Consider the following 24,085-nt stretch of genomic DNA (forward strand, 5'->3'; position numbering starts at 1 on the left):
CTGAAATGTCAATCGCGCCGGCGCGAGATGACGTAGGATTCGTCGTAGAACCAGAGCCCGTTATGTCTTCGCAGCACGTCTCTGGCGGCGTCGAGGGTACGGCCGTTTTGAGTCATATCCGTCAACCGGTCATCCTCGATCTGGGCGACATACACCGCCGCGTTCCATGCTGCAAAGGCCGTCGAGGTTCCGATCGAGCCGGTGACCTCGTTGGGCAGGGCCTCCATATCATAGCGGAAGATCGAACGGTTATCGGCATAAGCGTTAAAATTAAGGTCGCGCCCGGCCGCGCCCACCTCGTATTTCACCGCGCGCAATAGCTCATGACGGCTCACGGAGAAAGGATTTTCTCCCGGCCAGATCGCCTGGATGATCTCCATGCCGGGATCGTGGCCATAGGAGTGGATTCCGATCAGCCGGCCCCCCGCCCGCAAGCCCCGGGCCAACGGCGCAATGATCCGTTTGGCGCGGAAATTCACACTTGATTTAGCGCGATAGGGCTGCGAGGCGATCACAAGGTCGAAATTGGCCTCGGTTCGGCCAGCCCTGGGGATAATCGAATCAAGCAGGAACCGCTGGTCGTCCCGGTACAGCACCAGCGCTACCGGCCGCTCGTAGAGCGGCATGCCGGTGCGCGGGCTGACCGCGGCCCGCCAGTTCTGCTCCAGAAAGGGCCGCAAATCCGCGATCTGGGCCTCGAAATCGCCGGAGGAGGCCCCGCGCAGCGCAACCTCATGCCAGATCATGCCGGCGGCTGCCGCGGGCGACGCCGGCGTCAGCCAGGGCGCCTCCGAATAGTACATGTTGGTGAAGACGAAGACGGTTGCCGGATGCTCGAAAAGCCGGTCCGGCACCTTCTCCAGCGTCAGCCGCACGTCCTCCAGGCTCAGTTCCTTGCCGGCGATGTAGAACGGCATATGAGGGAAACGGGCATGCATCGCGCGCAGCACCCGCGCCAGCACCGTGCCGTCCCCCATGCCGGCGTCGAATAGCCGCAACGAAGGCGGCCGCGGATGAATGGCCGAAAGCTCGAGCGCCACCCGGTCCGCGATCACCCGCTTCTCGCTGCAGGTATGCACGAACAACAGGTATTTCTGCCGGTTCTCGAAGAAGCGGAAATTGCCGCGGGGGTCGCGCTTCTCGGGCGGCACCACGAGCCCGCGCGGCGGTGCCACCCCGCCCGGGGTCGAGGCCGCGATATAGGCCTTGATGCGGTCGAGCGTGTCGAGCGTGATGCGCTTGCCCTCGCGCAGCCGGTGCACGAGCTTGCCGTCGTTGACGGCGCGCCGCCCGAAGGTCGATTCCGCCATGTCGGCGCGGCGGCAGAACTCGGAAATCTCGCTCAGGATTTCATCGTTTTTCATGGCGGTGCGGACGAGCGTCTGGGCTTGGGACGGCAGTGTGGGCAGCGGTATGTTGCCCATCCCTCCTAGCATCATCTGCCCACCGGGCAAATGCGCGCCTTAGTCCGGTGCGGTCGCGGAAGACCCGGCAACCCCTCGCCCGCTCGGCGACCTCGATCTGCGCCGTGACGCGACGGCGCCCGTCGATCGATCGCTGCCCCTGGGGGGTCAGGACCACAATTTCGAAAGCCCGGTCAGCGCTTCAGATCGCCCTCGACCAGCCGCCGCTCGAAATAGGCGATGGTCTTCCTCAAGCCTTCGTCGAGGCCGATCGTCGGCTGCCATTCCAGAACTGATCTCGCGAGCGAGATGTCGGGCTTGCGCTGCTTCGGATCGTCCTGCGGGGCGGGCTGGAATACGAGCTTGGAGGACGATCCGGTCAGTTCGATGATCTTCCTGGCGAGATCGAGGATCGTGCACTCGTTCGGATTGCCGACGTTGATCGGACCGGTGACGTCGGCCGGCGTTGCCATCAGCTGCAGCGCGGCGTCGACCAGATCGTCGACGTAGCAGAACGATCGGGTCTGCGCCCCCGTGCCGTAGATCGTGATCGGCTCGCCCCGCAGCGCGCTGATGACGAAATTGGACACCACGCGGCCGTCGTTCTCGTGCATGCGCGGCCCGTAGGTATTGAATATCCGCATCACCTTGATGGCGACGCGGTGCTGCCGCTGATAGTCGAAGAACAGCGTCTCGGCGCAGCGCTTGCCCTCGTCGTAGCAGGCGCGCGGACCGATCGGATTGACGTTGCCCCAGTAGTCCTCGGTCTGAGGATGCACGGTCGGGTCGCCATAGACCTCGCTGGTCGAGGCCTGCAGGATCGGGCATTTCAGCCGCTTGGCCAGCCCCAGCATGTTGATCGCGCCATGCACGCTGACCTTTGTCGTGGCGACCGGATCGAACTGGTAGTGCACGGGTGACGCCGGGCAGGCGAAGTTGAAGATGGCATCCACCTCGACGAACAGCGACATCGTCACATCGTGCCGCATCGCCTCGAACATCGGATTGGAAATGAGATGAGCGATATTGGCGCGGCGGCCGGTGAAGTAGTTGTCGACCGAAAGCACCTCGGCGCCGGCGGCCAGCAGCTTCTCGCACAGGAAGGAGCCGAGAAAGCCGGCGCCGCCGGTAACGAGAATCCGTTTTGCCCTGTAGAAGTCTGCGAAGCTCTCAGGCCCCATCCTGCTGTCCTGCCGCAAGAGATCAATTGCCCGGATTAACGCGGAACCGGACGAGATACCAGAGCGCCTTCACGCCGTCCTTCCAGTTGATCTTCTTGCCCTCGTGATAGGTCCGGCCGTAGTAGTGGATGCCGGTCTCGTAGATCCGCCATCGCTGTGCCAGCGCGATCTGGGTCGAGATCTGCACTTCGATGCCAAAATCATTGGCGGTGATGTTCAGCGTTTTGAGCACCTCGCGGGTGAACATCTTGTAGCAGGTCTCGATGTCGGTCAGCGTCTGGTTGCACAGGACGTTGAAGACGACGGAAATCAGCCTATTGGCCATGTAGTGGTGATAGTAGAGCGAGCGGTGCGGCTTGCCGTAGAAGCGCGAACCGTAGACGACATCCGCCACTTTCCGCTTCGCGATCAGGCCGTACATGACGTCCCAATCTGCGGGATCGTATTCGAGATCGGCGTCCTGGATGACCAGCACCGCGCCCGTCGATGCCTTGAATGCCGTCTGGATCGCGCCGCCCTTGCCCTTGTTGCGGGTATGAAAAATCACGCGAACGGTGCACTCGTCCGAAACGACGTCGCCGGATGCGGCTGCGTTGCCGACATCCTCCTCCGCCATCGCGCTGAACTTTTCCGACAGCCACGCCCGCGTGCCGTCTTTCGAGCCGTCATCGACGATGACGATTTCCTTCCGAACGCCCGGAAGAGCAACCTTCACGATATCGAGGATGGCGGCGATGCTCTCGATCTCATTGTAGACCGGCATCAGGATCGAGATGTCGGGCACAGCCTTGCTTGGGTTGTCGGTCATGGAAGAGTTTGCGGCGGGCTTGGGGGAATGGGTAAGGCGGGCGATGAATCAGTGATAGCGCAACCGCCGCCGTGATCCAATCACCACAGCGCGGCTCGCAGCATGATTCACGTCAAGCTGCAGGCGGTTTGACCCGCCATTTGACGTCGGCAGCCCCGTATCAGGTGACATGGCGCGCCCGGGGTCTCAACGACCCCAGACCTCGTTGGCGACTTCCACCGCGAGCCGCAGCTTGGCCCATTGCTCCTCCTCGGAGAGGATATTGCCCTCCTCGGTCGAGGCGAAGCCGCATTGCGGCGACAGCGCGAGCTGCTCCAGTGGCGCGAATTTCGCCGCCTCCTCGAGCCGCCGCTTGATGTCGTCCTTCTTTTCGAGCTGGCCGAACTTCGAGGTGATGACGCCGACGACCACGACCTTGTTGCCGGGCGGAAGGAAGCGCAGCGGCTCGAAGCCGCCGGCGCGGTCGGAATCATACTCCAGGAAGTAGCCGTCGTAGTTGGTGCCGGCGAGCAGCGTTTCCGCGACCGGCTCGTAGCCCCCGGAGGAGATCCAGGTGGAGCGGAAATTGCCGCGGCAGACATGGGTGGTGATCACCATGTCGGCGGGACGCTCGGCGATCGCGTAGTTGATGATCCGCGCATAGATTTCCTGCACGCCATCCGGATGGTCGCCGCGCTCGCGCGACTTCTGCAATTCCTCCTGCGAGCACAGATAGGCCCACACCGTGTCGTCGAACTGCAGATAGCGGCAGCCGGCGTCGTAGAATGCCTTCACCGCCTTGCGATAGGTCTTGGCCAGATCCTCGAAGAAGGCATCGAGATCGGGATAGACATCCTTCGAGATCAACTTGCGGCCGCCGCGGAAGTGCAGCACTGCCGGCGACGGGATGGTCATCTTCGGCGTGACATGGGCGATCTCCGCCTGCCGCTTCAGGAAGCGGAAATGGTCGAGCATCGGATGGTCGGCGGGGAAATCCAGCTTGCCGATCACGCGGATCGCGTCGTGGCGCGTCTGCGCGCCCGCGAACTGGATACCCGTGTCGGGGTGGAAAAGCTCGCAGCCGGTGAGCCTGGCGAGGAAATCGAAATGCCACCAGGAGCGGCGGAACTCGCCGTCGGTCGCGAGCTTCAACCCGGTCGAGGCCTGCCGGTGCACCACCTTCTCGATCTCCATGTCCTCGATCTTGCGCAACTCCTCCGGCGCGATCTCGCCCTTCTCGAGCCTGGCGCGCGCCTCCTTGAGGCGCGGGGGTCGCAGAAGGCTGCCGACCTCGTCGGCACGGAATGGAGGCCTGGTTCGCTGCATGGTCTCAAAACTCCCAACAAATCCTGTCAGTGCGCCGCGGTGCCGGCGACGCCGAGATGGCGCTCGAGCACGGACGGATCGGCTTTCAGGCTGTCGCTCGCCGCCTCGTGCACGATCGCCCCGCGCTCCAATATCACAACGCGGTCGGCCAGCCCCAGAATCTTTTGCGCGTTCTGCTCGACGATGATGGAGCAGATGCCGCCGGAACGCGTGATGCGGCCGAGCGCTGCCAGCAGTTCCTCGACGATGATGGGCGCAAGCCCCTCGGTCGGCTCATCCAGCAACAGGACCTTCGGATTGAGCACCAGCGCGCGGCCGATCGCCAGCATCTGCTGCTCGCCGCCGGAAAGCTGGTTGCCGAAATTGCCGCGCCGCTCCTTCAGCCGGGGAAACATCTCATAGACCCTGTCGACGGTCCACGGCCCCGGCTGCGCCACCGCGGTCATGTTCTCCTCCACCGTGAGCGAGCGGAAGATGTTGCGCTCCTGCGGCACCCAGCCGATGCCGGCGCGGGCGCGCTGGTCCGGCCGCATCGCGGTGATGTCGTGGCCCGCAAGCGTGACCGAGCCTCCGAAGCGGCGGGTGACGCCGACGATCGAATTGATCAGCGTCGTCTTGCCGGTGCCGTTGCGTCCCAGCAGCGCCAGCACCTGGCCCTCATCGAGCCGCAACGACAGGTTCGGCAGCACCACCGCCTCGCCATAGCCGGCACGCAAGGCTTCGAGCGCGAGCAGATCAGGCATCGGCGGCCTCGCCGAGATAGACGGCCTTGACCTGCGGATCACGCGCCACCGCCTCCGGCGTGCCCTCGACCAGCAGCGCACCGTTGACCAGCACCGAGATGCGGTCGGCGAAGGAGAACACCAGGTCCATGTCGTGCTCGATCAGGAGCACGGTGACATCGCGCGGCAGGCCGGCGACGGCGGCGAGAATGTCGTGGCGCTCGCTCTCGGGCACGCCGGCGGCGGGCTCGTCGAGCAGCAGCACCCGCGGCCTGGTGGCGATCGCAAGCGCGATCTCGAGCAGCCGCTGCTTGCCATAGGGCAGTGTCGCGGTGCGCTCGTTCATGACATCGAGCAGGTGGAAGCGCGCGAGGTTTTCGGCGATCTCCTCGTTGACCTCGCTACGCGTCCCCATGCGCCGCCACCAGTCGGCGCCGCGGCCCATCCGCTCGGATACTGCGAGCCCGATGGTTTCGAGCGGCGTGAGATCGGCATAGAGCTGGTTGATCTGGAAGGTGCGTGACAGCCCGCGCGAGACGCGCGTGTGCACGGCGAGATCGGTGATGTCATTGCCTTCGAGCAGGATGCGCCCGCCGTTCGGCTTCAGCACGCCGGTCAGGAGGTTGATCACCGTGGTCTTGCCGGCGCCGTTCGGGCCGATCAGCGCGTGGCGCGCGCCGCGCTCGACCGTAAGCGACAGGTCGCGGGTGACGCGCAGGCCTCCGAACGATTTTTCCAGGCCCCTCGTCTCCAGCGCCGGCGTCATGGCAGCTCGCTTTCGGGAACGACCACCGGCTTGCGGCCGGCGAGATGGCGGATGACGAGGTTCGGCGCCCACAACACCCAGCGGTGCAGCCGCTCGCGACCGACCAGCACGACCACGATCAGCACCAGCCCAATCCAGAAAAGCCAGTATTGCGGCGTGATGGTCGAGAAGAATTCCTGCAGCATCTTGAACACGACCGCGCCGATCAGGCCGCCATAGAGATAGCCGGTGCCGCCGAGCACGAGCACCAGCATCAGGTCGGCCGAGCGCTCGAACGAGAACACGTCGAGCGAGGCAAGCGCCGTGGTCTGGGTGAACAGCGCACCCGCAATGCCGGCATAGAAGGCCGACAGCGTATAGACCGCGATCAGCCGGCGGTTGACCGGAATGCCGATCGCCGCCGCCCGCAAGGGGTTGTTCCGGATCGCGCGCAGCGACAGGCCGAACGGCGAATGCACGATGCGGCGCGCCAGCAGGAAGAGGACGAACAACACGGCGAGCGAATAGAACAGCCCGACCCTGCCGTACATGTCGAACGCAAACAGGCCGAGGATCGGCTGCATCTCGATGCCCTGCAGGCCGTCGGTGCCGCCGGTGATGTTGGAGAAGCGCTCCGCCAGCGCCTCCAGGAGCAGCGCGATGCCGAGCGTCACCATCAGCCGCGTCAGGTCGGCGCCGCGGATGACGAGAAAGCTGGTGAGAAAACCGAGCACGGCGGCGATCAGCCCGGCGGCGACGAGTGCGAGCAGCGGCTCGGTGACGACGCCATGCAGCGCCATCAGGCCCGCGGCATAGGCGCCGACGCCGAAGAAGGCGGCGTGCCCCAGCGAGACGATGCCGGCATAGCCGAGGATGAGGTCGAGCGAGAGCGCGAACAGCGCGAGCCGCACGATCTCCGCCATGATGAGGTAGCGCGAGGGAAAGGCTATCGTGCAGCCGAGCACGACGAGCCAGAACGCGACTTCGCTCAAGCGCCAGCGCGCCTGTTCGGCCGCCAGACGTCCGACCTCCCCTTGCGCGTTCATCGTCGCGTCACCTCATCGCGCCGCGGTGCGGCCGAACAGGCCGTTCGGGCGCCAGAGCAGGATCACGATCATGACGGTGTAGATCACGAACGGCCCCATTTTCGGGACGTAATATTTGCCGGCGACGTCGGCGATGCCGAGCAGGAGCGACGCCAGGAACGGCCCGGTGATCGAGGACGAGCCGCCGACCGTCACGACGATCAGGAAGTAGATCATGAATTTCAGCGGGAAATAGGGATCGAGCCCGAGGATCTCCGCGCTCAGCGCGCCGCCGAGCCCGGCCAGTCCACAGCCGAAGGCGAAGGTGAAGGCGAATACCTGCGGCACGTTGATGCCGAGCCCGCTCGCCACGCGCGGGTCGTCGACCGCGGCGCGCAGGCGGCTGCCGAAGCGCGTGCGCGCCAGCACGAGCTGGAGCCCTGCCGTGAGCAGGCCGCAGATCACGACGATCATCAGCCGGTAGCGGCCGATGCCGACGCCGAACATGTCGATCTGCCCCTCGAGCACCGACGGCAAATTGATGAAGATGCGCGAGGACCCCATGATGTAGTCGACCGCCGCCACCGACATGAAGACGAGGCCGACCGAGAACAGCACCTGGTCGAGATGGCTTCGGGTGTAGAGGTGACGATAGAGCAGCCGCTCCAGCACCGCGCCGATCAAGGCGCTCGCGACAAAGGCCAGCGGCAGGCCGGCAAAGAATGGCCAGCCGGCGCGGTTGACCAGCACGGCGCAGACATAGCCGCCCGCCATCGCGAACGCGCCATGCGCGAGGTTGACGAAGTTCATCAGGCCGAGCGTGACCGCAAGCCCGCAGGCCAGCACGAACAGCAGCATGCCGTAGGCGACGCCGTCGAAAAGATTGGTGAGAACCGCGGTCATGGCAGCGAGACTACAACCCGCCTTACATCGCTCACAAGATCAATCCGGCTTTGCCAACAGCCCGACCGCGCGCTCGATCGACCGCGACACCAGCATGGCGGAGCGATCGTCGAGGTGGATGCCGTCGAGCCAGCGCAGTTGCGCGGTGTCGACGTCGATCGGCAGCCACTGGGCGGGGTCGGGAAAGCGGGCGTGCACGACGTTGCGGGTGACCTCGACCCAACGGGTCGTCTCGAGCCGTGCCGGGTATGGCAGCTCGAACAACAGCACCCGCGCGCCGCGCCGCCGGGCCTGCCCCGCCAGATCGAGCAACCGGTCAGCATTGGCCTGCGCCGCCGTCGCGGGGTCCTGATCGAACGACGCCAGCATCCGCTCCAGGTAGAGGCGGCTGTCGAAATCGCTGGGCGGTGCTTTCAGCAGACGGTCCATTTCGGCCACGACTTGCGCGTGGGTCGGCGACGCGTGGCGCCAGTTCTCATAGGCCGCGACCGCGGCCCGGATCGGCCTGATGAAGCGAGGTTCAAGGCTTCGGCCATGCGCATAGCGGGCCGCGAGCGCCTCGTCGGCGTCGCGCGAGATTACGTTGGTCTCGACCAGGATCAGCCGGGGAACACGTGGCTGGCTGAGCACGACCTCAAGGCCGGTGATCGGCGAGCCGCCCGAAAGCGCCACGTTGCGCAGGCTGGGGCTCGCAAAATACTCCTCCCGGAGACGAAAGGTCATCGAGCTGCCCGCGAGCACGATGTCCGGGGTCAACGCCTCGACATAGCGGTTGAGGGTGGCCAGCGTCCCGTCGCGCGTGGTGGTCGCCGGCATCTGCAACCGGCTGCCGACCAGCGCAGTGGCGACACCGCAGGCGAGAAGCAGCGCCAGCGCCGTGATCGCGCATTTGCAGAGCCAGGATACGACCGATTGTTGCGCCACGCGGCAGCCCTTTAGAACTGGAAATAGATGAAGGCGGATTCGGGCCCGGCTTCCAGATAGGCCAGCGCCGCGAGCAGACCGTAGAGAAAAGGTTCGGCAAAGCGCAGCCGTGTCTCCACCAGCCGACCGATGCCGAGATGCTGCAGGATCACCGGCAGCGAATAGATCAGCGCCAGATTGTGGAACAGCTTGGTCGGGTTCGGATTGGTCGAGGGCACGAACATGCCGGCAAGATAGGCCCAGGCGTGATCGAACTCGGGCAGCTTGAAAAAGATCCAGAGGAAACTGACGCAGACGAACACCACGCCGATCCGCGCGATGCGGAACCAGGTCGACTTGACCGCGGTCAGCGCCGGCAACAGCGGCCGCTCCAGGGCGAGGAACACGCCGTGCAGCAGGCCCCAGAGCAGATAGCCCAGCCCTGCGCCGTGCCAGAGCCCGCCCAGCCCCATCACGATGATCAGATTCAGGTAGGTCCTGATCGCACCGCGCCGATTGCCGCCGAGCGGAATGTAGAGATAGGTGCGCAGCCACGTCGACAAGGAGATGTGCCAGCGGGTCCAGAACTCGGAAAACGAGGCGGAGATATAGGGCAGATTGAAATTGACCGGCAGTCGATAGCCGAACAGCAGCCCGAGCCCGAGCGCGATCGCGGAATAGCCGAAGAAGTCGGCGTAGATCTGGTAGCTGTAGAGGAACACGAGCAGCCAGCGGTCCTGCGTCTGCAGCGCCTCATAGAGCGGAAACGCCATGTGCGACGTCATCTCGTTGAGATTGTTCGCCACGAACAGCTTGAAGAAGAATCCGCTCAGGATCCATTTCGTCGCATCGAGGATGGGAATCTCGAAAAAATATTTCGGACGGATCTGCGGCATGAACATCTCGGCGCGCGTGATCGGGCCCGAGACGAGCTGCGGAAAGAAGATGATGTAGAGGAAGACGCCGGCGAGGTCAGCGCGTGGCGCCTGCTTTTTGGTCAGATCGACCAGCAGGCTGATATTGTGGAACACGAAGAAGGAAATGCCGATCGGCAGCGGCAGCCGCAGCAGGAAATCGATCAGCGGCTGGCCGGTCGGCGCGGGCACGGGCCCCAGAAACAGGAACTTGTATTTGAAGAAGGCGAGCAGCGCGAGGTTGAAGGCGATGCCGATCGGCAGCCACAGCCGGCGGTCGCGGCACGCCAGCACCAGAAACAGATAGGTCCCGAGCACGGCGACGAAGAGCAGCGGCAGGAGTTCCGGCTGGCCGTAGCCGTAGAAGATGAGGCTCGCGACGATCAGGACCTGCACCTGATACGCCCGCAGCATTGGCAGGTAATACGCGACAAAGACGGCCGCGGCGAAGACGCCAAACTGCCACGATGCGAAGGTCATGAAAGCCCGGCGGCGCCATCGGAGAGGTTGCTCGAAGCGACGGTCATGCCGCCGGAGAACATCAAATGCAAGGGGTCATTCCGGGCGGCGCGATGCGCCGAACCCGGAACTTCGCGCCCCCGGGGTTGCGGTTTTGCGCAACCCCGGGACGACGCGCGCGTCACTTCTTGGTCTTGCCGGCATCCTTGACCGCCTCGAAGGTCGCGAACTCGACGTTGTAGAGCTCGCCGTCGACCTTCTCCACCTTGCGGATGTAGATGTTCTGCACGATGTCGCGCGTCTCCGGATCGATCGAGATCGGACCGCGCGGGCTCTCCCACTTCATCCCTTTCATGGCCTCGATCAGCGCATCGCCGTCGGTCTTGCCGCCGGTCTTCTTGAGCGCCTCGTAGATCAGATGGATGCCGTCATAGCCGCTGACCGCCATGAAGCCGGGGCGGTTGCCGAACGCCTTCTTGTAGGCGGCGACGAATTCCTTGTTCATCGCCGACGGATGCGCGGCCGAGTAGAGATGCGCGGTGACCGTGCCGATCGCCGCATCGCCCATGCCGTTGAGCAGGTCGTCGTCCATCACGTCGCCGGGCCCGATCACCTTGATGCCGGCCTTGTCGAGGCCGCGCTCGGCATACTGCTTCATGAAGTTGCCGCCCTGCCCCGCCGGCACGAACACGAACATCGCGTCGGGCTTGGCGTCCTTCATGCGCTGCAGGAACGGCGCGAAATCGGGATTGGCCAGCGGCACCTTGACCTCCTCGACGATCTGGCCGCCGCCTGCGGTGAAGTGCTCCTTGAAGAAGTTCAGCGCGTCGTTGCCGGGCGCATAGTCGGAGGTCAGGGTCGCGACCTTCTTGATGCCGTTCTTGACCGCCCAGTCGCCGATGATGGTGGAGGACTGCGCCAGCGTGAAGCTGGTGCGCACGATATAGGGCGAGCGCTCGGTGATCACGGAGGTGCCGGCCGCCATCACGACTTCCGGAATTTTGGCCTGGGTGGCGAGCGGAGCGGCGGCCAGCGCGGCCGGCGTCACGCCGAAGCCCGCGATGAAATTGACCTTGTCGTTGACGATCAGCTCCTGGGCAAGGCGCTTGGTGTTGTCGGGCAGCGCCGCGTCGTCCTTCAGGATGACCTCGATCTTTTTGCCGGCGACGGTGTCGCCATGCTGCTGCATGTAGAGCTTGATCGCGTTGTCGATCTGCTTGCCGGTCGACGCCTGGCCTCCGGTCATCGGCACGATCAGGCCGATCTTGACGGCGTCCTGCGCCCGCGCCGGCAGCGCCGCGCCCGCAATCGCCACGGCCGTCGCGGCAAGCGACAGCATTTTTGCACAACTGAACATGAACGTTTCCCCTTGGTCGGCCATCTCGCAGTTCGGATCGAAATCGGCGGCCCTGCCTCACCATAGTCCAGATTTTCCGCCGTGTAGCGGCGCGGCATGGCGTCGCCTCCGCGCAAATTTGTCAATCCGGACAATAGGCGCGGAGCGGCGAGCCGGCGAAAGGTGCCGTCCGGACAAGCATTGTTGGTGCTATAATACCTTGGACGCGAATAAGCCAATGTTTCCGGTTAGCCGCTAGAACCGCACTCCCGATCCGTCTCCGAGGCTCACGATCATACCGATGTCCCCTGCCGCTCGCCCGTCTCTGCTCCTGATTGCCGCGCTCGCCGCGGCAACGCTGGCCGGCTGCGCCTCGGTCAACGAGCGGGTATCGGCCGGGGTCGCGGACAGCCTTCCGCAATGGGCGGGCGGGCTGCCTTCCGACGCCCCGCCGCGGCCGGGCACCGCGAAATACGACGAGTACATGAAGGAGCGGGAACGGCTACGGCAGATGCCCGCATCCGAGCGGCCGGCCGAACAGCCAAAGGCGGACGGGGCGCCGCCGCTGGACCCTGTCCGCTAGGGCCTAACGTCTGCGTCGCGCACGCTTAGTCGGTGAACACCACCGTCTTGCGGCCATTGAGGAGGACGCGGTCGGCGAGGTGATAGCGGATGGCGCGCGCCAGCACCCGCCGCTCGATGTCGCGGCCCTTGCGCACGAGATCCTCGGGCATGTCGCGGTGGCTGATGCGCTCGACGTCCTGGTCGATGATCGGGCCCTCGTCGAGGTCGCTCGTCACGTAGTGCGCGGTGGCGCCGATCAGCTTGACGCCGCGCGCATGCGCCTGGTGATAGGGCTTGGCGCCCTTGAACCCCGGCAGGAACGAGTGGTGGATGTTGATGGACATCCCGGAAAGCTTCTCCGAGAGGTCGTCGGAGAGGATCTGCATGTAGCGCGCCAGCACCACGAGGTCGGTCTTCGTGTCCTGGACCAGCCGCCAGATCTGCGCCTCCTGGTCCTGCTTGGTTTCCCGCGTCACGGGCAAATAGTGAAACGGGATCTCGCCGAAATCGAGATGCTTGTAGGTCTCGCGCGGATGGTTGGAGACGATCGCGGTCGGGATCATCTCCAGCTCGCCGGTGCGCCAGCGGTAGAGGATGTCGACCAGGCAGTGATCGGAGGTCGACACCAGCAGCATCACGCGGCGGCGGCTGGCGCGCTCGCGCATCTGCCAGGTCATGGCAAAGCGCTCGGCGATGGCGGTAAAGCCGGTCTGCAGCGCCGACAATTCGACCGCGAGGTCGGCCGCGGTGAACACCACCCGCATGAAGAAATTCTGGGTCTCGACATCGTCGAACTGCTGGGCGTCGAGGATGTTCTGTCCGTTATGGGCGAGGAAGGTCGACACCGCCGAGACGATGCCGGGGCGGTCCGGACAGGAAAGCGTCAACACATATTGATGGTCGGTCATCGAAGCTTGCTTAAGATATAGGCAGCGCCGGAAATAGGGACTTTCGCGCCCCGCTCTACCACCGCCGCCAGCTTGCGCCAACGCTGATCGCAGAGTCAGGATGAACAAAATCAATCCTGCAATCCGTTAGGACAAGACCATGCCTGACCGGCTCAACGGCTATCGCATCCTGATCCTGGAAACGCGCGAAGAGGCGCAGTTCTCCCGCCTGCTCGCCGAGCAGGGCGCCGACGTCGTGCAATGCCCGATGTTCACGATCCATGACGCGCCCGATCCGGCGCCGGTCGAGGCCTGGATCCGCCGCGCCATCGCAAGGCCGCTCGACGATCTCGTGCTGACGACCGGCGAAGGCCTGCGCCGGCTGATGAAGGTCGCAACCCGGCTCGGAATCGAAAAGGATTTCATTGGCGCGCTCGCCAGCGCACAAAAATTCGCCCGCGGCCCGAAGCCGGGCCGCGCCTTGCGCGAGATCGGACTGGAGCCGCAAGCGACCACGGAGAAGCCGACCTCGGAAGGGATCGCCGAGATGCTGTCGCGGATCGACCTGCACGGCCACCGGCTGGGGCTGCAGCTCTATCCCGACCGCGACCATGGCGCGCTGATCTCGAAGCTGGCCGCGCAAGGCGCCGACGTCGATGCGGTCCTGCCTTACGTCTATGACGCCAAGGCGGCCGACGCCAACATCGTCACCGCGATCGAGGCGATGGCGAAGGGCCAGATCGACGCCATTGCGCTGACGAGCTCGGGCCAGGCGCGTCGCCTGTTCGAGGTGGCGGCGGCGCATGGCTGCGAGGCGCGCCTGCGCGAGGGGCTCGAAAAGACGCCGATCGCCTCCGTCGGACCCGTCGTGTCGGAGGAACTGACATCGCACGGGCTGCGCGCGGCTATTTCGCCGGCTGAGGGCGCCTATTTCATGAAACCGCTGATCTCGGCGATGGCGGCCGCGCTTTCGAAGAACCCGCCGCGGGCGGCGCGTTAGCGGCTATTCGGCCGCCTGCCTGTGCTCGCGCAGGTAGGATTCGTAGGCCAGCCTAAGCCCCTCCTCCAGCGGCGTGCGCGCGTGCCAGCCGAGCGCGTTCAGGCGGCTGACGTCGAGCAGCTTCCGCGGCGTGCCGTCGGGCCGCGAGGGATCGAAGCTGATCGCGCCGTGATAGCCGACCACCTTGGCGACGAGGGTCGCGAACTCGGCGATCGTAACGTCCTCGCCGGTGCCGATATTGATCAGCCGCCCGTCCGAATAGACCTTCATCAGGTGCATGCAGGCGTCCGCCATGTCGTCGACATAGAGGAATTCGCGGCGCGGCGTGCCGGTGCCCCAGACCACGACATTGGCGGCGCCGGACACTTTCGCCTCGTGGAAACGGCGGATCAGGGCCGCGACGACATGGCTGTATTCCGGATGATAGTTGTCGCCGGGACCGTAGAGGTTGGTCGGCATCACGCTGATGAAGTCGCAGCCATACTGGCTGCGATAGGCTTCCACCATCTTGATCCCGGCGATCTTGGCGATCGCATAGGGCTCGTTGGTCTGTTCCAGCGCGCCGGTCAGCATCGCGTCCTCGCGCAGCGGCTGGGTGGCGAGCCTCGGATAGATGCAGGAGGAGCCGAGAAACATCAGCTTCTCCGCCTTGTTGAGGTGGGCGGCGTGGATGACGTTGGCGGCGATCGTCAGGTTGTCGTAGATGAATTCGGCGCGCAGCGTGTTGTTGGCGACGATGCCGCCGACCCTGGCGGCGGCGAGCAGGACCACCTGCGGCGTCCTGGTCGCGAACCAGTCGAACACCGCCGCCTGGTCGCGCAGGTCGAGTTCCGCGCTCGTCGGCGTCAGCAGCTCGACGTCCTCGCGCGCCAGCCGACGCACGAGCGCCGAGCCGACCATGCCGCGATGGCCGGCGACGAAGACAGTCTTGCCTTTTAGCTCAAACGGCGTTCCTGCCATGGGCAATCTCGCGCTTGGCCTCGTCAAGATCGCTCGCCACCATTTCGCTGACGAGCTGGGCGAATGTGGTCTTCGGCTTCCAGCCGAGCTTGTCGCGGGCCTTGCTAGCGTCGCCGACCAGGAGGTCAACCTCGGTGGGGCGGAAATAGACGGGATCGATGCGCACCAGCGTCTTGCCGGTCTTCCTGTCGACCCCGGTCTCCTCGACGCCCTTGCCGCGCCACTCGATCTTGCGGTCGACCTCGGCGAAGCACAATTCGACGAATTCCCGCACCGAGCGGGTCTCCCCGGTCGCCAGCACGAAATCGTCGGGCTTGTCCGCCTGCAGGATCCGATGCATGCCCTCGACATAGTCGCGGGCATGGCCCCAGTCGCGCTTGGCCTCGAGATTGCCGAGATAGAGCGTGGTCTCGAGCCCGACCTCGATGCGCGCGACGCCGCGGCTGATCTTGCGGGTGACGAAGGTCTCGCCGCGGATCGGGCTCTCATGGTTGAACAGGATGCCGTTACTGGCAAACATGCCGTAGGCCTCGCGGTAGTTCACCGTGATCCAGTAGCCGTAGAGTTTTGCGACGCCGTAGGGTGAGCGCGGGTAGAACGGCGTGGTTTCCTTCTGGGGCACCTGCTGGACGAGGCCGTAAAGTTCCGAGGTCGAGGCCTGGTAGAACCGCGTCTCCTTCTCCATGCCGAGGATGCGGATCGCTTCCAAAAGCCGCAGCACGCCGATGGCGTCGGCATTGGCGGTATATTCCGGGCTCTCGAAGCTGACGCCGACATGGCTCTGCGCCGCCAGATTGTAGATCTCGGTCGGCCTGATCTGCTGCATCAGCCGGATCAGGTTGGTCGAGTCGGTCATGTCGCCGTAATGCAGCAGGAACGGCACGTTGCCGGTGTGCGGGTCTTCGTAGAGATGGTCGATGCGGGCGGTGTTGAAGGACGACGAACGCCGCTTGATGCCATGGACGATGTAGCCTTGGCCAAGCAGGTAGTCCGCGAGATAGGCGCCGTCCTGGCCGGTGACGCCGGTGATGAGCGCCACGCGCCGCTGCGAATCCTGAGCCGTCATGCCCTCTCCATAGCGCGGCCGCCTCTGCCCCGAAAGCGCGCGGCGGACTCACCCTATCGCGACCCGCCCCGGCGGGGCCGGCCTTAGCATCCGCCTGCGGCGAAGTCTAATCCAATATCGGCTGAATTTCCTGGTCTACGTGACTGAAATCGCGCGGCTTTTGCCTATTCCCCGTAGCTGCGCAGCCGCTCCAGGTCGACGATGGTGATGCCGCCATATTCGAGCCGCAGCAGGCCTTCCTTCTCCAGCCGCTTCAGACATTGGTTCGCATTCTGCCGGGAGATGCCGGTCAGCGCACCGATTTCCTCTTGGGTGATCTCCAGATACGGCGTCAGGTCCGGATAGAGGATCGGGTTGAACAGCGAGGCGATCGAGCGCGCCAGCCGCGCGGTCGCGTCCAGCGTGCGGCCATATTCGAGCAGCCCGATGAACTGCCCGAGCCGCTCGTTGAGCTGGCTGACCAGGAAGCGGTTGAAGCCCACGCTGTTCTCGAACAGCCGGACGAAGGTGGCGCGATCCATCAGCGCCGCGCGGGTGTCGCGCAGCGCCATCACGTCGTAACGCCGCGGCTCGTTCTTCAGCACCGAGCCCTCGCCGAACCAGGCGCCCGCGGTGAGGCCGGTGAAGCTCGTCGCCTTGCCGCCGCGCGACACCGTGCCCATCCGCGCGAGCCCGGTCACCACGCCGGCCCAGTATTCGAAGTCGTCGCCGCGCATGAAGATGAATTCGTTGGCGCCGTATGACCGCTCCACGATGCCGGCGCGCGCCACCTCGACCTCACGCTCGGTCAGATCGCGCGACCACGCCGCGATGCGCTTCAGGTGGTCCGCAGCAATCATGATCCCGTCGGCTGCCGCATGCCGGCGCTCCCGCCACTCGTGCTGCATCGCAACAAGGCGCATTTAACCCAGCCGCGCCGCCCGCGCGCGCGGCTGAACACCAGGGATGAATTTTGCCGCCTAATTGTCAGGCACATGACATTTCTCAATATCGCTTTCCACTATGGAGGACCACCCTGCGGCCCTTCGTCAGCCAGTGGCAGATCGAAGATCGCGGGTTGCGGGTGCGGCGTTACCACGCACGACATCCGGCTCGCCGGGCGCGGCGGGAAATGCTCGAAATCCTGACGGCGCGCGCGGGCCAAGGCGTCCGCCGCCGATAGTCGGGTGGTCTACCCATGACGGCCGATGTAAGGTCGGCATTCGTGGCGTCGAATGTGGACGAAGAGCGTGTCAAACGCCGGATTGTCGTGTTTGGAGGAACGAGGTGGCCAACGCATTGGACGTGCGCGGGGTATCACTGCGCTTCGGCGGCGTGCGCGCGCTGACTGATGTCAGCTTCAGCGTCAACGACGGCGAATTGTTTTCGATCATCGGCCCGAACGGCGCCGGCAAGACGTCGATCGTCAATTGCATCTCGGGGCGCTACCGGCCGACCGAGGGCTCGCTGATCTATCGCGACAAGGACGTCACCGCGCTCAACCCGAACGCCCGCGCCTCGCTCGGCATCGGCCGCACGTTCCAGAACCTCGCGCTGTTCCACCATATGAGCGTGCTCGACAACATCATGGTCGGGCGCCACCACCTCTTGAAGAACAACTTCATCACGGGCTCGCTGTACTGGCTGACCGGCGCGCGGCGCGAGGAGCTGACGCATCGCCGCAAGGTGGAGGAGATCATCGACTTCCTCGACCTGCAGTCGGTGCGCAAGGCGACCGCCGGCACCCTTCCCTACGGCCTGCGCAAGCGCGTCGAGCTTGCGCGTGCCATGGCGCTGGAGCCGCGGCTCATCCTGCTCGACGAGCCGATGGCCGGCATGAACTTCGAGGAAAAGGAGGACATGGCGCGCTACATCGTCGACCTGAACGAGGAGTTCGGCATGACGGTGATGATGATCGAGCACGACATGGGCGTGGTGATGGACATCTCCCACCGCGTCATGGTGCTTGATTTCGGCCGCAAGATCGCCGAGGGCGATCCGGCCGCGGTGCTCGCCGATCCACACGTCAAGCGCGCCTATCTCGGCGAGGAGGACGAGGTGCTGGTCGATCCGGACGATGCGCCGGCGGAGCGCGTCGCATGATGGACTACGCCGCGCGCGCCGGAGAGGCCGACACCTATCCGAAACTGCTCCGCCTCAACGCGAAGCAGCATGGCTCGGAAGTCGCGCTGCGCGAAAAGGATCTCGGCCTGTGGCGGGTGTTCACCTGGCACGACTACCAGGCCCGCGTCCACGACTTCGCGCTCGGCATGGTCGAGCTGGGGATTGGCCGCGGCGACGTCGTCGGCATCATCGGCGACAACCGCCCCGACTGGGTCGCAGCCGAGATCGCAACCCACGCGCTTGCCGGCTTTAGCCTGGGGCTCTACCGCGACGTGCTGGAAGAGGAAGCGGCGTACCTGCTCAATTACGGCGAAGCCAAGCTCGTCTTCGCCGAAGACGAAGAGCAGGTCGACAAGCTGTTGGGGCTTGCCGACCGCGTGCCCGCACTCAAGCACATCGTCTATTCCGACCCGCGCGGCATGCGCAAATATGACGATCCGCGCCTGCTCGCGGCCGACAAGCTTGCCGAGATGGGGCGCGCCCGCGCCCAGCGGGAGCCGGACCTCTATGACAGGCTGGTCGACGCGACCAATGGCGAGGAAACCGCGATCCTCTGCACCACCTCGGGGACGACCGCGAACCCGAAGCTTGCGATGCTGGCGCCGGCGCGGGTGCTGCGGCACTGCGCGACCTATCTCACCTTCGATCCCAAGGGCCCGGACGACGAATACGTCTCGGTGCTGCCGCTGCCCTGGATCATGGAACAGGTCTACGCGCTCGGCAAAGCGCTGCTCTGCCGGATGAAGGTCAACTTCGTCGAAGAGCCCGACACCATGATGAACGACTTCCGCGAGATCGCGCCGACCTTCGTGCTGTTCGCACCAAGGGTCTGGGAGCAGATCGCGGCCGACGTCCGCGCCGGCGTGATGGACGCCTCGCCCCTGAAGCAGAGCCTCTACGAGCTCGGCATGAAGAGCGGACTTGCGGCGCTGGACAAGGGCCGGCATTCGGCCTTCGCCGACATGCTGCTGTTCCGTGCGCTGCGCGACCGGCTCGGCTTCACGCGGCTGCGCTCGGCCGCGACCGGCGGCGCGGCACTCGGCCCCGACACATTCAAGTTCTTCCAGGCCATGGGCGTGCCGCTGCGCACGCTGTACGGCCAGACCGAGCTGCTCGGCGCCTACACGCTGCACCCGGCCGACAGGATCGATCCCGACACCACGGGGGTCGCGATGGGCAGCGAGATCGAAATGCGGATCGACAATCCCGACATCCAGGGTGTCGGCGAGATCGTGGTGCGCCATCCCAACATGTTCCTGGGCTACTACAAGAACGCGGAAGCCAGCGCCGCCGATCTGAAGGACGGCTGGATGCATTCCGGCGATGCCGGCTATTTCAACGACAACCGCCAGCTTGTGGTGATCGACCGCATCAAGGATCTGGCCGAGACCGCGCGCGGCGAACGCTTCTCGCCGCAATATATCGAGAACAAGCTGAAGTTCTCGCCCTATGTCGCGGAAGCCGTGGTGCTCGGCGCCGGGCGCGACGCACTCGCCGCGATGATCTGCATCCGCTACTCGATCATCTCGAAATGGGCGGAGAAGAGCCGCATCGCCTTCACCACCTATAGCGACCTCGCCTCGCGGCCTGAGGTCTATGCGCTGTTGCGCAAGGAAGTCGAGGCCGTCAACGCCACGCTGCCGCCGGCGCAGCGCATCTCCCGCTTCCTCCTGCTCTACAAGGAGCTCGACGCCGACGACGGCGAGCTGACGCGCACGCGCAAGGTGCGCCGCGGTGTCATCAACGAGAAATACGCCGATATCATCGACTCCATCTATCGCGGCGCCCAACGCATCCCGGTCGACACCGTGATCCGCTTCCAGGACGGCACCACCCAGCGCGTGCGCACCTCGCTCGAGGTCGTCGATCTCGGCCGCGAAGCCGTCATCGCGGAGGCCGCGGAATGATGCAGAGTTGGCAGACCGACAGCCGCTGCCTTCACCTCTCCCCGCCTGCGGGGAGAGGTCGGGTCGCGTCAGCGATCCGGGTGAGGGGGAGCTTCCGCAAGGGCGTCGGCAATCGTTTCCAGCACACCGGAAATATTGCCCAGCACATCGTTGTTCCAGAATCTCAGCACACGGTAATTGTGGTCGGCAAGCCATTTGTCGCGAACGACGTCGCCGGCATTGTCAGCATGTTGCCCGCCGTCCACCTCAACTACGAGGCGGCTCTCGCGGCAAACAAAGTCGACGGTGTACGGGCCAATCGGTTCTTGGCGCACGAATTTGGAGCCATTGACCTGGCGAGACCGGAGCCTCCGCCAGAGAGCGGTTTCTGCATCGGTAGCTGCATGCCGCAAGCGCCTGGCACGTCCCGTCTTGATCTCATTGGCAGGACGCAAAGCGGAAACTCCCCCTCACCCGACGCGCTCCGCGCGTCGACCTCTCCCCGCAAGCGGGGAGAGGTTAGCACCTCGCGGCATCACCCGAATAGGCCCGCATGAACACCGCCTTCCTCATCCAGCTCCTGGTCAACGGCCTCGTGGTCGGCACGCTCTACGGCGTGGTCGCGATGTCTTTCGTGCTGATCTACAAGGCGACGCAAGTCGTCAATTTCGCGCAAGGCGAGCTGCTGTTGATCGGCGCCTGGGTGTGCTGGGCGCTGCTGCTGAAATACAACGTGCCGTTCTGGCTCGGCATGCCCTTGACGCTCGTCTTCATGTTCGTGTTCGGCATCGCGATCCAGGTCTTGATCCTGCGTCCGATGATCGGCGAGCCGATCATCTCGGTGATCATGGTGACGATCGGGCTGTCGATGGTGTTCCAGGCCGCGCTGAAATGGATCTTCGGCGTCAACCCGCAGCCCTTTCCGCGCGTGTTCCAGAACCAGGCGATGGACTTCTTCGGCATACCGATCCAGACCGTCTATGTCATGAGCCTCGTCGTCTCGCTCGCGATGATGGTCGGCATGGCCTGGTTCTTCCGTTCCTCGAAATATGGCCTTGCCATGCGCGCCACCGCCTTCAACCAGCAGGTCGCGCAATCGCTCGGCATTTCCGTGAAAAACGTGTTCGCGATGGCCTGGGCGATCTCGGCGACCGTCTCGGCGGTCGCGGGCGTCGTGGTCGCCGTCGTCAACGGCGTGTCCTCCGGCCTGTCGACCTACGGCATCAAGGTGTTTCCGGCCGCGATCCTTGGCGGGCTCGATTCGATCGGCGGTGCCGTGCTCGGCGGCATCATCATCGGGCTACTCGAAAATATCGCGCAATATGTCGACAGCGAGTATCTGCACTGGGGCAATCTCTACGAGATCGCGCCGTTCTACGTCCTGATCATCATCCTGATGATCAAGCCGTACGGGCTGTTCGGCACCAAGGACATCGAGCGGATCTGATCATGGCGCATTCCCTCATTCCCGCCGGCGACTTCCGCACCAGCTATGCTGCGGACACCACGATCTTTCCGACCACGACGAGCCGCAACTTCACGATAGCAGGCGTCGCGCTGCTTTGCCTGGCGCCGCAGATCTTCAGCGAATACTGGCTGTCGGTCTCGATCCAGATCGGCATCTTCGCGATCGCGGCGCTGGGGCTGAACATCCTGGTCGGCTTCACCGGCCAGATCTCGATCGGACACGCCGCGTTCTTCCTGCTCGGCGCCTTCACCTCGGCCTACATCTCCAACAACGCGCCGATCCCGGTGTTCTTCGCGATTCCCCTGGCCGGCGTCGTCACCGCGCTCGTGGGCCTGATCTTCGGCCTGCCGGCGGCGCGGCTCAAGGGTCTCTACCTCGTCATCGCCACGCTCGCGGCGCAGTATATCCTGCTCGACTTCTTCTCCCGCGCGGAATGGTTCTCCGGCGGCTCGGTGCCGGCGAGCGCCAATCCGTTCTCGATCTTCGGCTATACGCTGCGCGGCGACCGGCAATATTTCTACGTGGTGCTGGCCTATCTGCTGGCAAGCTTCATCCTCGTCACCAATCTGATGCGCACGCGCGACGGCCGCGCGCTGGTCGCGCTCCGCGACCACTACCTCTCCGCCGAGATCATGGGCATCAACCTGACCAAGTACCGCACGCTGTCGTTCGGGCTTGCCGCCTTCTTCGCCGGCATCGCCGGCGCGCTTTATGCGCACTACCAGCTCGTGATCTCGCAGGAAGGCTTCGGCATCGAGCGCTCGATCCTGTTCCTGGCCATGGTCATCATCGGCGGCACCGGCTCGATCATGGGCACGCTGATGGGCACCGCCTTCGTGGTGCTGCTGCCGGAATCGATGGAGTGGATCAGCGTGCACCTGAAGGGCAGCGCGATCGACCATGCGCTGTCGCTGAACAACAACATCACCTTTCTGCGCGAGATCGCGATCGGCCTGATCATCATCGGCTTCCTGATGTTCGAGCCTGACGGGCTCGCGCACCGGTGGCGACAGATCAAGGCCTACTGGAAGCTTTACCCGTTCTCGCATTGAGGCCGGAACGGGGCCATTCGACAGCAACGAACAACAGGAGGAAACACTGATGACGATGAAATCCCTTTTGGGCACGGTTTCGCTGGCGCTGCTGATCGGCAGCGCGTCGGCCACGGCCCAGGCACAGATCGCGATCGGGCATCTGGCGGACTATTCCGGCGGCACGTCCGACGTCGGTACGCCCTATGGCCAGGCAGTCGCCGACACCTTCGCCTGGATCAACAAGAACGGCGGCATTGGCGGCAAGCAGGTCAATGTCGACACCAACGACTACGGCTATCAGGTGCCGCGCGCGATCGCGCTCTACAAGAAGTGGTCGGCGCCCGACAACAAGGTCGCGGCGATCATGGGCTGGGGCACCGCGGATACCGAGGCGCTGACCGGCTTCCTCGCGCAGGACAAGATCCCCGACATGTCCGGCTCCTACGCCGCCGCGCTGACCGACCCCGAGGGTACCAGCGGCAAGGCCAAGCCGGCGCCGTACAATTTCTTCTACGGCCCGAGCTATTCGGACGCGATGCGCGCGATGCTGACCTGGGCGGCGGATGACTGGAAGGCCAAGGGCAAGTCGGGTAAGCCGAAGTTCGTCCACATGGGCGCCAACCACCCCTACCCGAACGCGCCGAAGGCAGCCGGTGAGGCGCTCGCGACCGAACTCGGCTTCGAGGTTCTGCCGCCGCTCGTGTTTGCGCTCACGCCCGGCGACTACAGCGCGCAGTGCCTGAGCCTGAAGAGCTCCGGCGCCAACTACGCCTATCTCGGCAACACCGCGGCCTCCAACATTTCCGTGCTGAAGGCCTGCAAGGCGGCCGGCGTCAACGTGCAGTTCCTCGGCAATGTATGGGGCATGGACGAGAACGCGGCGAAAACCGCGGGCGATGCCGCCGACGGCGTGATCTTCCCGCTGCGGACCGCGGTCGGCTGGGGCGGCAACGCGCCCGGCATGAAGACGGTGATGGAAATCTCGAAAATGTCCGACCCCACGGGCAAGGTCTATCGCCCGGTGCACTACATCGCCGCGGTCTGCTCGGCGCTGTACATGAAGGAAGCGCTCGACTGGGCCGCCAAGAACGGCGGCGCGACCGGCGAGAACGTCGCCAAGGGTTATTACCAGAAGAAGGACTGGGTGCCGGCAGGCATGGAGGGCGTCTGCAACCCCTCGACCTGGACCGAGAAGGACCACCGCGGCACGCTCAAGGTCGACCTCTACCGCGCCAAGATTTCCGGCGCGACCGACGGCGACCTCAACGACCTGATGGCCAAGGGCACGATCAAGCTCGAGAAGGTCAAGACAGTCGAGCTGCCGCGCAAGGCCGACTGGCTCGGGTGGTGATTTCTTCTCCCTCCCCCTGAAAGGGGGAGGGTCGGGCGTGGGGGTCACACCGCGAAGAATGA

At 64.8% G+C, this 24,085-nt stretch carries 23 protein-coding genes; 7 read left to right on the forward strand and 16 right to left on the reverse strand.

Annotated elements, in window-relative coordinates; genetic code table 11:
* Positions 1-8: 8 nt before the first annotated feature.
* From QOU61_RS26675 to QOU61_RS26725, 11 genes are all read right to left on the reverse strand, one after another.
* Positions 9-1,364, reverse strand: a complete 1,356-nt coding sequence (locus tag QOU61_RS26675) for a hypothetical protein (RefSeq protein ID WP_289661773.1) — start codon at positions 1,362-1,364, stop codon at positions 9-11.
* Between the two features lie 233 nt (positions 1,365-1,597).
* Positions 1,598-2,584: a UDP-glucuronic acid decarboxylase family protein gene (locus tag QOU61_RS26680; protein WP_289654197.1), complete on the reverse strand. Its 987-nt coding sequence runs from the start codon at positions 2,582-2,584 to the stop codon at positions 1,598-1,600.
* A 22-nt stretch (positions 2,585-2,606) separates the two neighbouring features.
* Positions 2,607-3,392 carry a glycosyltransferase family 2 protein gene (locus QOU61_RS26685; RefSeq protein WP_289654198.1) on the reverse strand — a complete coding sequence of 262 codons (786 nt, stop codon included), beginning with the start codon at positions 3,390-3,392 and terminating at the stop codon, positions 2,607-2,609.
* A 186-nt stretch (positions 3,393-3,578) separates the two neighbouring features.
* The gene (locus QOU61_RS26690) at positions 3,579-4,697 is read right to left on the reverse strand and encodes a cobalamin-independent methionine synthase II family protein (protein WP_289654199.1); all 1,119 of its coding nucleotides are present in this window, start codon (positions 4,695-4,697) and stop codon (positions 3,579-3,581) included.
* Between the two features lie 26 nt (positions 4,698-4,723).
* The gene (locus QOU61_RS26695) at positions 4,724-5,440 is read right to left on the reverse strand and encodes an ABC transporter ATP-binding protein (protein ID WP_289654200.1); all 717 of its coding nucleotides are present in this window, start codon (positions 5,438-5,440) and stop codon (positions 4,724-4,726) included.
* Complete coding sequence (locus tag QOU61_RS26700) at positions 5,433-6,185, reverse strand: ABC transporter ATP-binding protein (RefSeq protein WP_289654201.1); 753 nt, start codon at positions 6,183-6,185, stop codon at positions 5,433-5,435. Before QOU61_RS26700 ends, QOU61_RS26695 begins: the two co-directional genes overlap by 8 nt.
* Entirely contained in the window at positions 6,182-7,210 is a 1,029-nt protein-coding gene (locus tag QOU61_RS26705; RefSeq protein ID WP_289654202.1) for a branched-chain amino acid ABC transporter permease, read from the reverse strand. The genes QOU61_RS26700 and QOU61_RS26705 overlap by 4 nt, the downstream gene beginning before the upstream one ends.
* Before the next feature lie 12 nt (positions 7,211-7,222).
* A complete protein-coding gene (locus tag QOU61_RS26710) occupies positions 7,223-8,092 on the reverse strand; it encodes a branched-chain amino acid ABC transporter permease (RefSeq protein WP_289654203.1) in 870 nt (289 codons plus the stop codon).
* Positions 8,093-8,131: 39 nt separating this feature from the next.
* On the reverse strand, positions 8,132-9,016 hold the full coding sequence (locus tag QOU61_RS26715) for a hypothetical protein (protein ID WP_289654204.1): 885 nt from the start codon (positions 9,014-9,016) through the stop codon (positions 8,132-8,134).
* Positions 9,017-9,027: 11 nt separating this feature from the next.
* Positions 9,028-10,389 (reverse strand): MBOAT family O-acyltransferase, encoded by a 1,362-nt coding sequence (locus QOU61_RS26720; RefSeq protein WP_289654205.1) that lies wholly within the window; start codon positions 10,387-10,389, stop codon positions 9,028-9,030.
* 160 nt (positions 10,390-10,549) lie between these two features.
* A complete protein-coding gene (locus QOU61_RS26725) occupies positions 10,550-11,725 on the reverse strand; it encodes an ABC transporter substrate-binding protein (RefSeq protein WP_289654206.1) in 1,176 nt (391 codons plus the stop codon).
* A 280-nt stretch (positions 11,726-12,005) separates the two neighbouring features.
* Here QOU61_RS26725 and QOU61_RS26730 point away from each other — a divergent pair, with 280 nt between their 5' ends.
* On the forward strand, positions 12,006-12,287 hold the full coding sequence (locus QOU61_RS26730) for a hypothetical protein (protein WP_289654207.1): 282 nt from the start codon (positions 12,006-12,008) through the stop codon (positions 12,285-12,287).
* 25 nt (positions 12,288-12,312) lie between these two features.
* On the opposite strand, the gene purU is transcribed toward QOU61_RS26730, so the two are convergent.
* Positions 12,313-13,176, reverse strand: coding sequence for a formyltetrahydrofolate deformylase (purU, locus tag QOU61_RS26735; RefSeq protein ID WP_289654208.1), 864 nt, complete (start codon positions 13,174-13,176; stop codon positions 12,313-12,315).
* 139 nt (positions 13,177-13,315) lie between these two features.
* Between purU and QOU61_RS26740 the strand changes: the two genes are divergently transcribed.
* Positions 13,316-14,155 carry a uroporphyrinogen-III synthase gene (locus tag QOU61_RS26740; protein ID WP_289654209.1) on the forward strand — a complete coding sequence of 280 codons (840 nt, stop codon included), beginning with the start codon at positions 13,316-13,318 and terminating at the stop codon, positions 14,153-14,155.
* 3 nt (positions 14,156-14,158) lie between these two features.
* Here QOU61_RS26740 and fcl read toward each other — a convergent pair whose 3' ends face one another.
* From fcl to QOU61_RS26755, 3 genes are all read right to left on the reverse strand, one after another.
* Positions 14,159-15,115, reverse strand: coding sequence for a GDP-L-fucose synthase (gene fcl / locus QOU61_RS26745; protein WP_289654210.1), 957 nt, complete (start codon positions 15,113-15,115; stop codon positions 14,159-14,161).
* On the reverse strand, positions 15,096-16,181 hold the full coding sequence (gmd, locus tag QOU61_RS26750) for a GDP-mannose 4,6-dehydratase (protein WP_289654211.1): 1,086 nt from the start codon (positions 16,179-16,181) through the stop codon (positions 15,096-15,098). The genes fcl and gmd overlap by 20 nt, the downstream gene beginning before the upstream one ends.
* Before the next feature lie 164 nt (positions 16,182-16,345).
* Positions 16,346-17,020 (reverse strand): Crp/Fnr family transcriptional regulator, encoded by a 675-nt coding sequence (locus QOU61_RS26755; RefSeq protein WP_289661776.1) that lies wholly within the window; start codon positions 17,018-17,020, stop codon positions 16,346-16,348.
* Between the two features lie 427 nt (positions 17,021-17,447).
* Here QOU61_RS26755 and QOU61_RS26760 point away from each other — a divergent pair, with 427 nt between their 5' ends.
* Positions 17,448-18,263 carry an ABC transporter ATP-binding protein gene (locus tag QOU61_RS26760; protein WP_289654212.1) on the forward strand — a complete coding sequence of 272 codons (816 nt, stop codon included), beginning with the start codon at positions 17,448-17,450 and terminating at the stop codon, positions 18,261-18,263.
* Entirely contained in the window at positions 18,260-20,191 is a 1,932-nt protein-coding gene (locus QOU61_RS26765) for a long-chain fatty acid--CoA ligase (RefSeq protein WP_289654213.1), read from the forward strand. The genes QOU61_RS26760 and QOU61_RS26765 overlap by 4 nt, the downstream gene beginning before the upstream one ends.
* Before the next feature lie 68 nt (positions 20,192-20,259).
* Here QOU61_RS26765 and QOU61_RS26770 read toward each other — a convergent pair whose 3' ends face one another.
* Positions 20,260-20,625, reverse strand: a complete 366-nt coding sequence (locus QOU61_RS26770) for an endonuclease domain-containing protein (RefSeq protein ID WP_289654214.1) — start codon at positions 20,623-20,625, stop codon at positions 20,260-20,262.
* 98 nt (positions 20,626-20,723) lie between these two features.
* Here QOU61_RS26770 and QOU61_RS26775 point away from each other — a divergent pair, with 98 nt between their 5' ends.
* From QOU61_RS26775 to QOU61_RS26785, 3 genes are read left to right on the forward strand one after another with little or no spacing between them, the layout of a single operon-like run.
* Positions 20,724-21,617: a branched-chain amino acid ABC transporter permease gene (locus tag QOU61_RS26775; RefSeq protein ID WP_289654215.1), complete on the forward strand. Its 894-nt coding sequence runs from the start codon at positions 20,724-20,726 to the stop codon at positions 21,615-21,617.
* 2 nt (positions 21,618-21,619) lie between these two features.
* Complete coding sequence (locus QOU61_RS26780; protein ID WP_502876825.1) at positions 21,620-22,690, forward strand: branched-chain amino acid ABC transporter permease; 1,071 nt, start codon at positions 21,620-21,622, stop codon at positions 22,688-22,690.
* Positions 22,691-22,739: 49 nt separating this feature from the next.
* Positions 22,740-24,023 (forward strand): ABC transporter substrate-binding protein, encoded by a 1,284-nt coding sequence (locus QOU61_RS26785; protein WP_289654216.1) that lies wholly within the window; start codon positions 22,740-22,742, stop codon positions 24,021-24,023.
* Positions 24,024-24,085 lie beyond the last annotated feature (62 nt).

The organism is Bradyrhizobium sp. NP1 (genome assembly GCF_030378205.1).
GTDB lineage: Bacteria > Pseudomonadota > Alphaproteobacteria > Rhizobiales > Xanthobacteraceae > Bradyrhizobium.

What these genes read in the sequence shown, in the direction of transcription:
- QOU61_RS26675 (WP_289661773.1), bottom strand. Translation starts at nt 1,364, where the DNA reads ATGAAAAACGATGAAATCCTGAGCGAGATTTCCGAGTTCTGCCGCCGC.
- QOU61_RS26680 (WP_289654197.1), bottom strand. Translation starts at nt 2,584, where the DNA reads ATGGGGCCTGAGAGCTTCGCAGACTTCTACAGGGCAAAACGGATTCTC.
- QOU61_RS26685 (WP_289654198.1), bottom strand. Translation starts at nt 3,392, where the DNA reads ATGACCGACAACCCAAGCAAGGCTGTGCCCGACATCTCGATCCTGATG.
- QOU61_RS26690 (WP_289654199.1), bottom strand. Translation starts at nt 4,697, where the DNA reads ATGCAGCGAACCAGGCCTCCATTCCGTGCCGACGAGGTCGGCAGCCTT.
- QOU61_RS26695 (WP_289654200.1), bottom strand. Translation starts at nt 5,440, where the DNA reads ATGCCTGATCTGCTCGCGCTCGAAGCCTTGCGTGCCGGCTATGGCGAG.
- QOU61_RS26700 (WP_289654201.1), bottom strand. Translation starts at nt 6,185, where the DNA reads ATGACGCCGGCGCTGGAGACGAGGGGCCTGGAAAAATCGTTCGGAGGC.
- QOU61_RS26705 (WP_289654202.1), bottom strand. Translation starts at nt 7,210, where the DNA reads ATGAACGCGCAAGGGGAGGTCGGACGTCTGGCGGCCGAACAGGCGCGC.
- QOU61_RS26710 (WP_289654203.1), bottom strand. Translation starts at nt 8,092, where the DNA reads ATGACCGCGGTTCTCACCAATCTTTTCGACGGCGTCGCCTACGGCATG.
- QOU61_RS26720 (WP_289654205.1), bottom strand. Translation starts at nt 10,389, where the DNA reads ATGACCTTCGCATCGTGGCAGTTTGGCGTCTTCGCCGCGGCCGTCTTT.
- QOU61_RS26725 (WP_289654206.1), bottom strand. Translation starts at nt 11,725, where the DNA reads ATGTTCAGTTGTGCAAAAATGCTGTCGCTTGCCGCGACGGCCGTGGCG.
- QOU61_RS26730 (WP_289654207.1), top strand. Translation starts at nt 12,006, where the DNA reads ATGTCCCCTGCCGCTCGCCCGTCTCTGCTCCTGATTGCCGCGCTCGCC.
- purU (WP_289654208.1), bottom strand. Translation starts at nt 13,176, where the DNA reads ATGACCGACCATCAATATGTGTTGACGCTTTCCTGTCCGGACCGCCCC.
- QOU61_RS26740 (WP_289654209.1), top strand. Translation starts at nt 13,316, where the DNA reads ATGCCTGACCGGCTCAACGGCTATCGCATCCTGATCCTGGAAACGCGC.
- fcl (WP_289654210.1), bottom strand. Translation starts at nt 15,115, where the DNA reads ATGGCAGGAACGCCGTTTGAGCTAAAAGGCAAGACTGTCTTCGTCGCC.
- gmd (WP_289654211.1), bottom strand. Translation starts at nt 16,181, where the DNA reads ATGACGGCTCAGGATTCGCAGCGGCGCGTGGCGCTCATCACCGGCGTC.
- QOU61_RS26755 (WP_289661776.1), bottom strand. Translation starts at nt 17,020, where the DNA reads ATGATTGCTGCGGACCACCTGAAGCGCATCGCGGCGTGGTCGCGCGAT.
- QOU61_RS26765 (WP_289654213.1), top strand. Translation starts at nt 18,260, where the DNA reads ATGATGGACTACGCCGCGCGCGCCGGAGAGGCCGACACCTATCCGAAA.
- QOU61_RS26775 (WP_289654215.1), top strand. Translation starts at nt 20,724, where the DNA reads ATGAACACCGCCTTCCTCATCCAGCTCCTGGTCAACGGCCTCGTGGTC.
- QOU61_RS26780 (WP_502876825.1), top strand. Translation starts at nt 21,620, where the DNA reads ATGGCGCATTCCCTCATTCCCGCCGGCGACTTCCGCACCAGCTATGCT.
- QOU61_RS26785 (WP_289654216.1), top strand. Translation starts at nt 22,740, where the DNA reads ATGACGATGAAATCCCTTTTGGGCACGGTTTCGCTGGCGCTGCTGATC.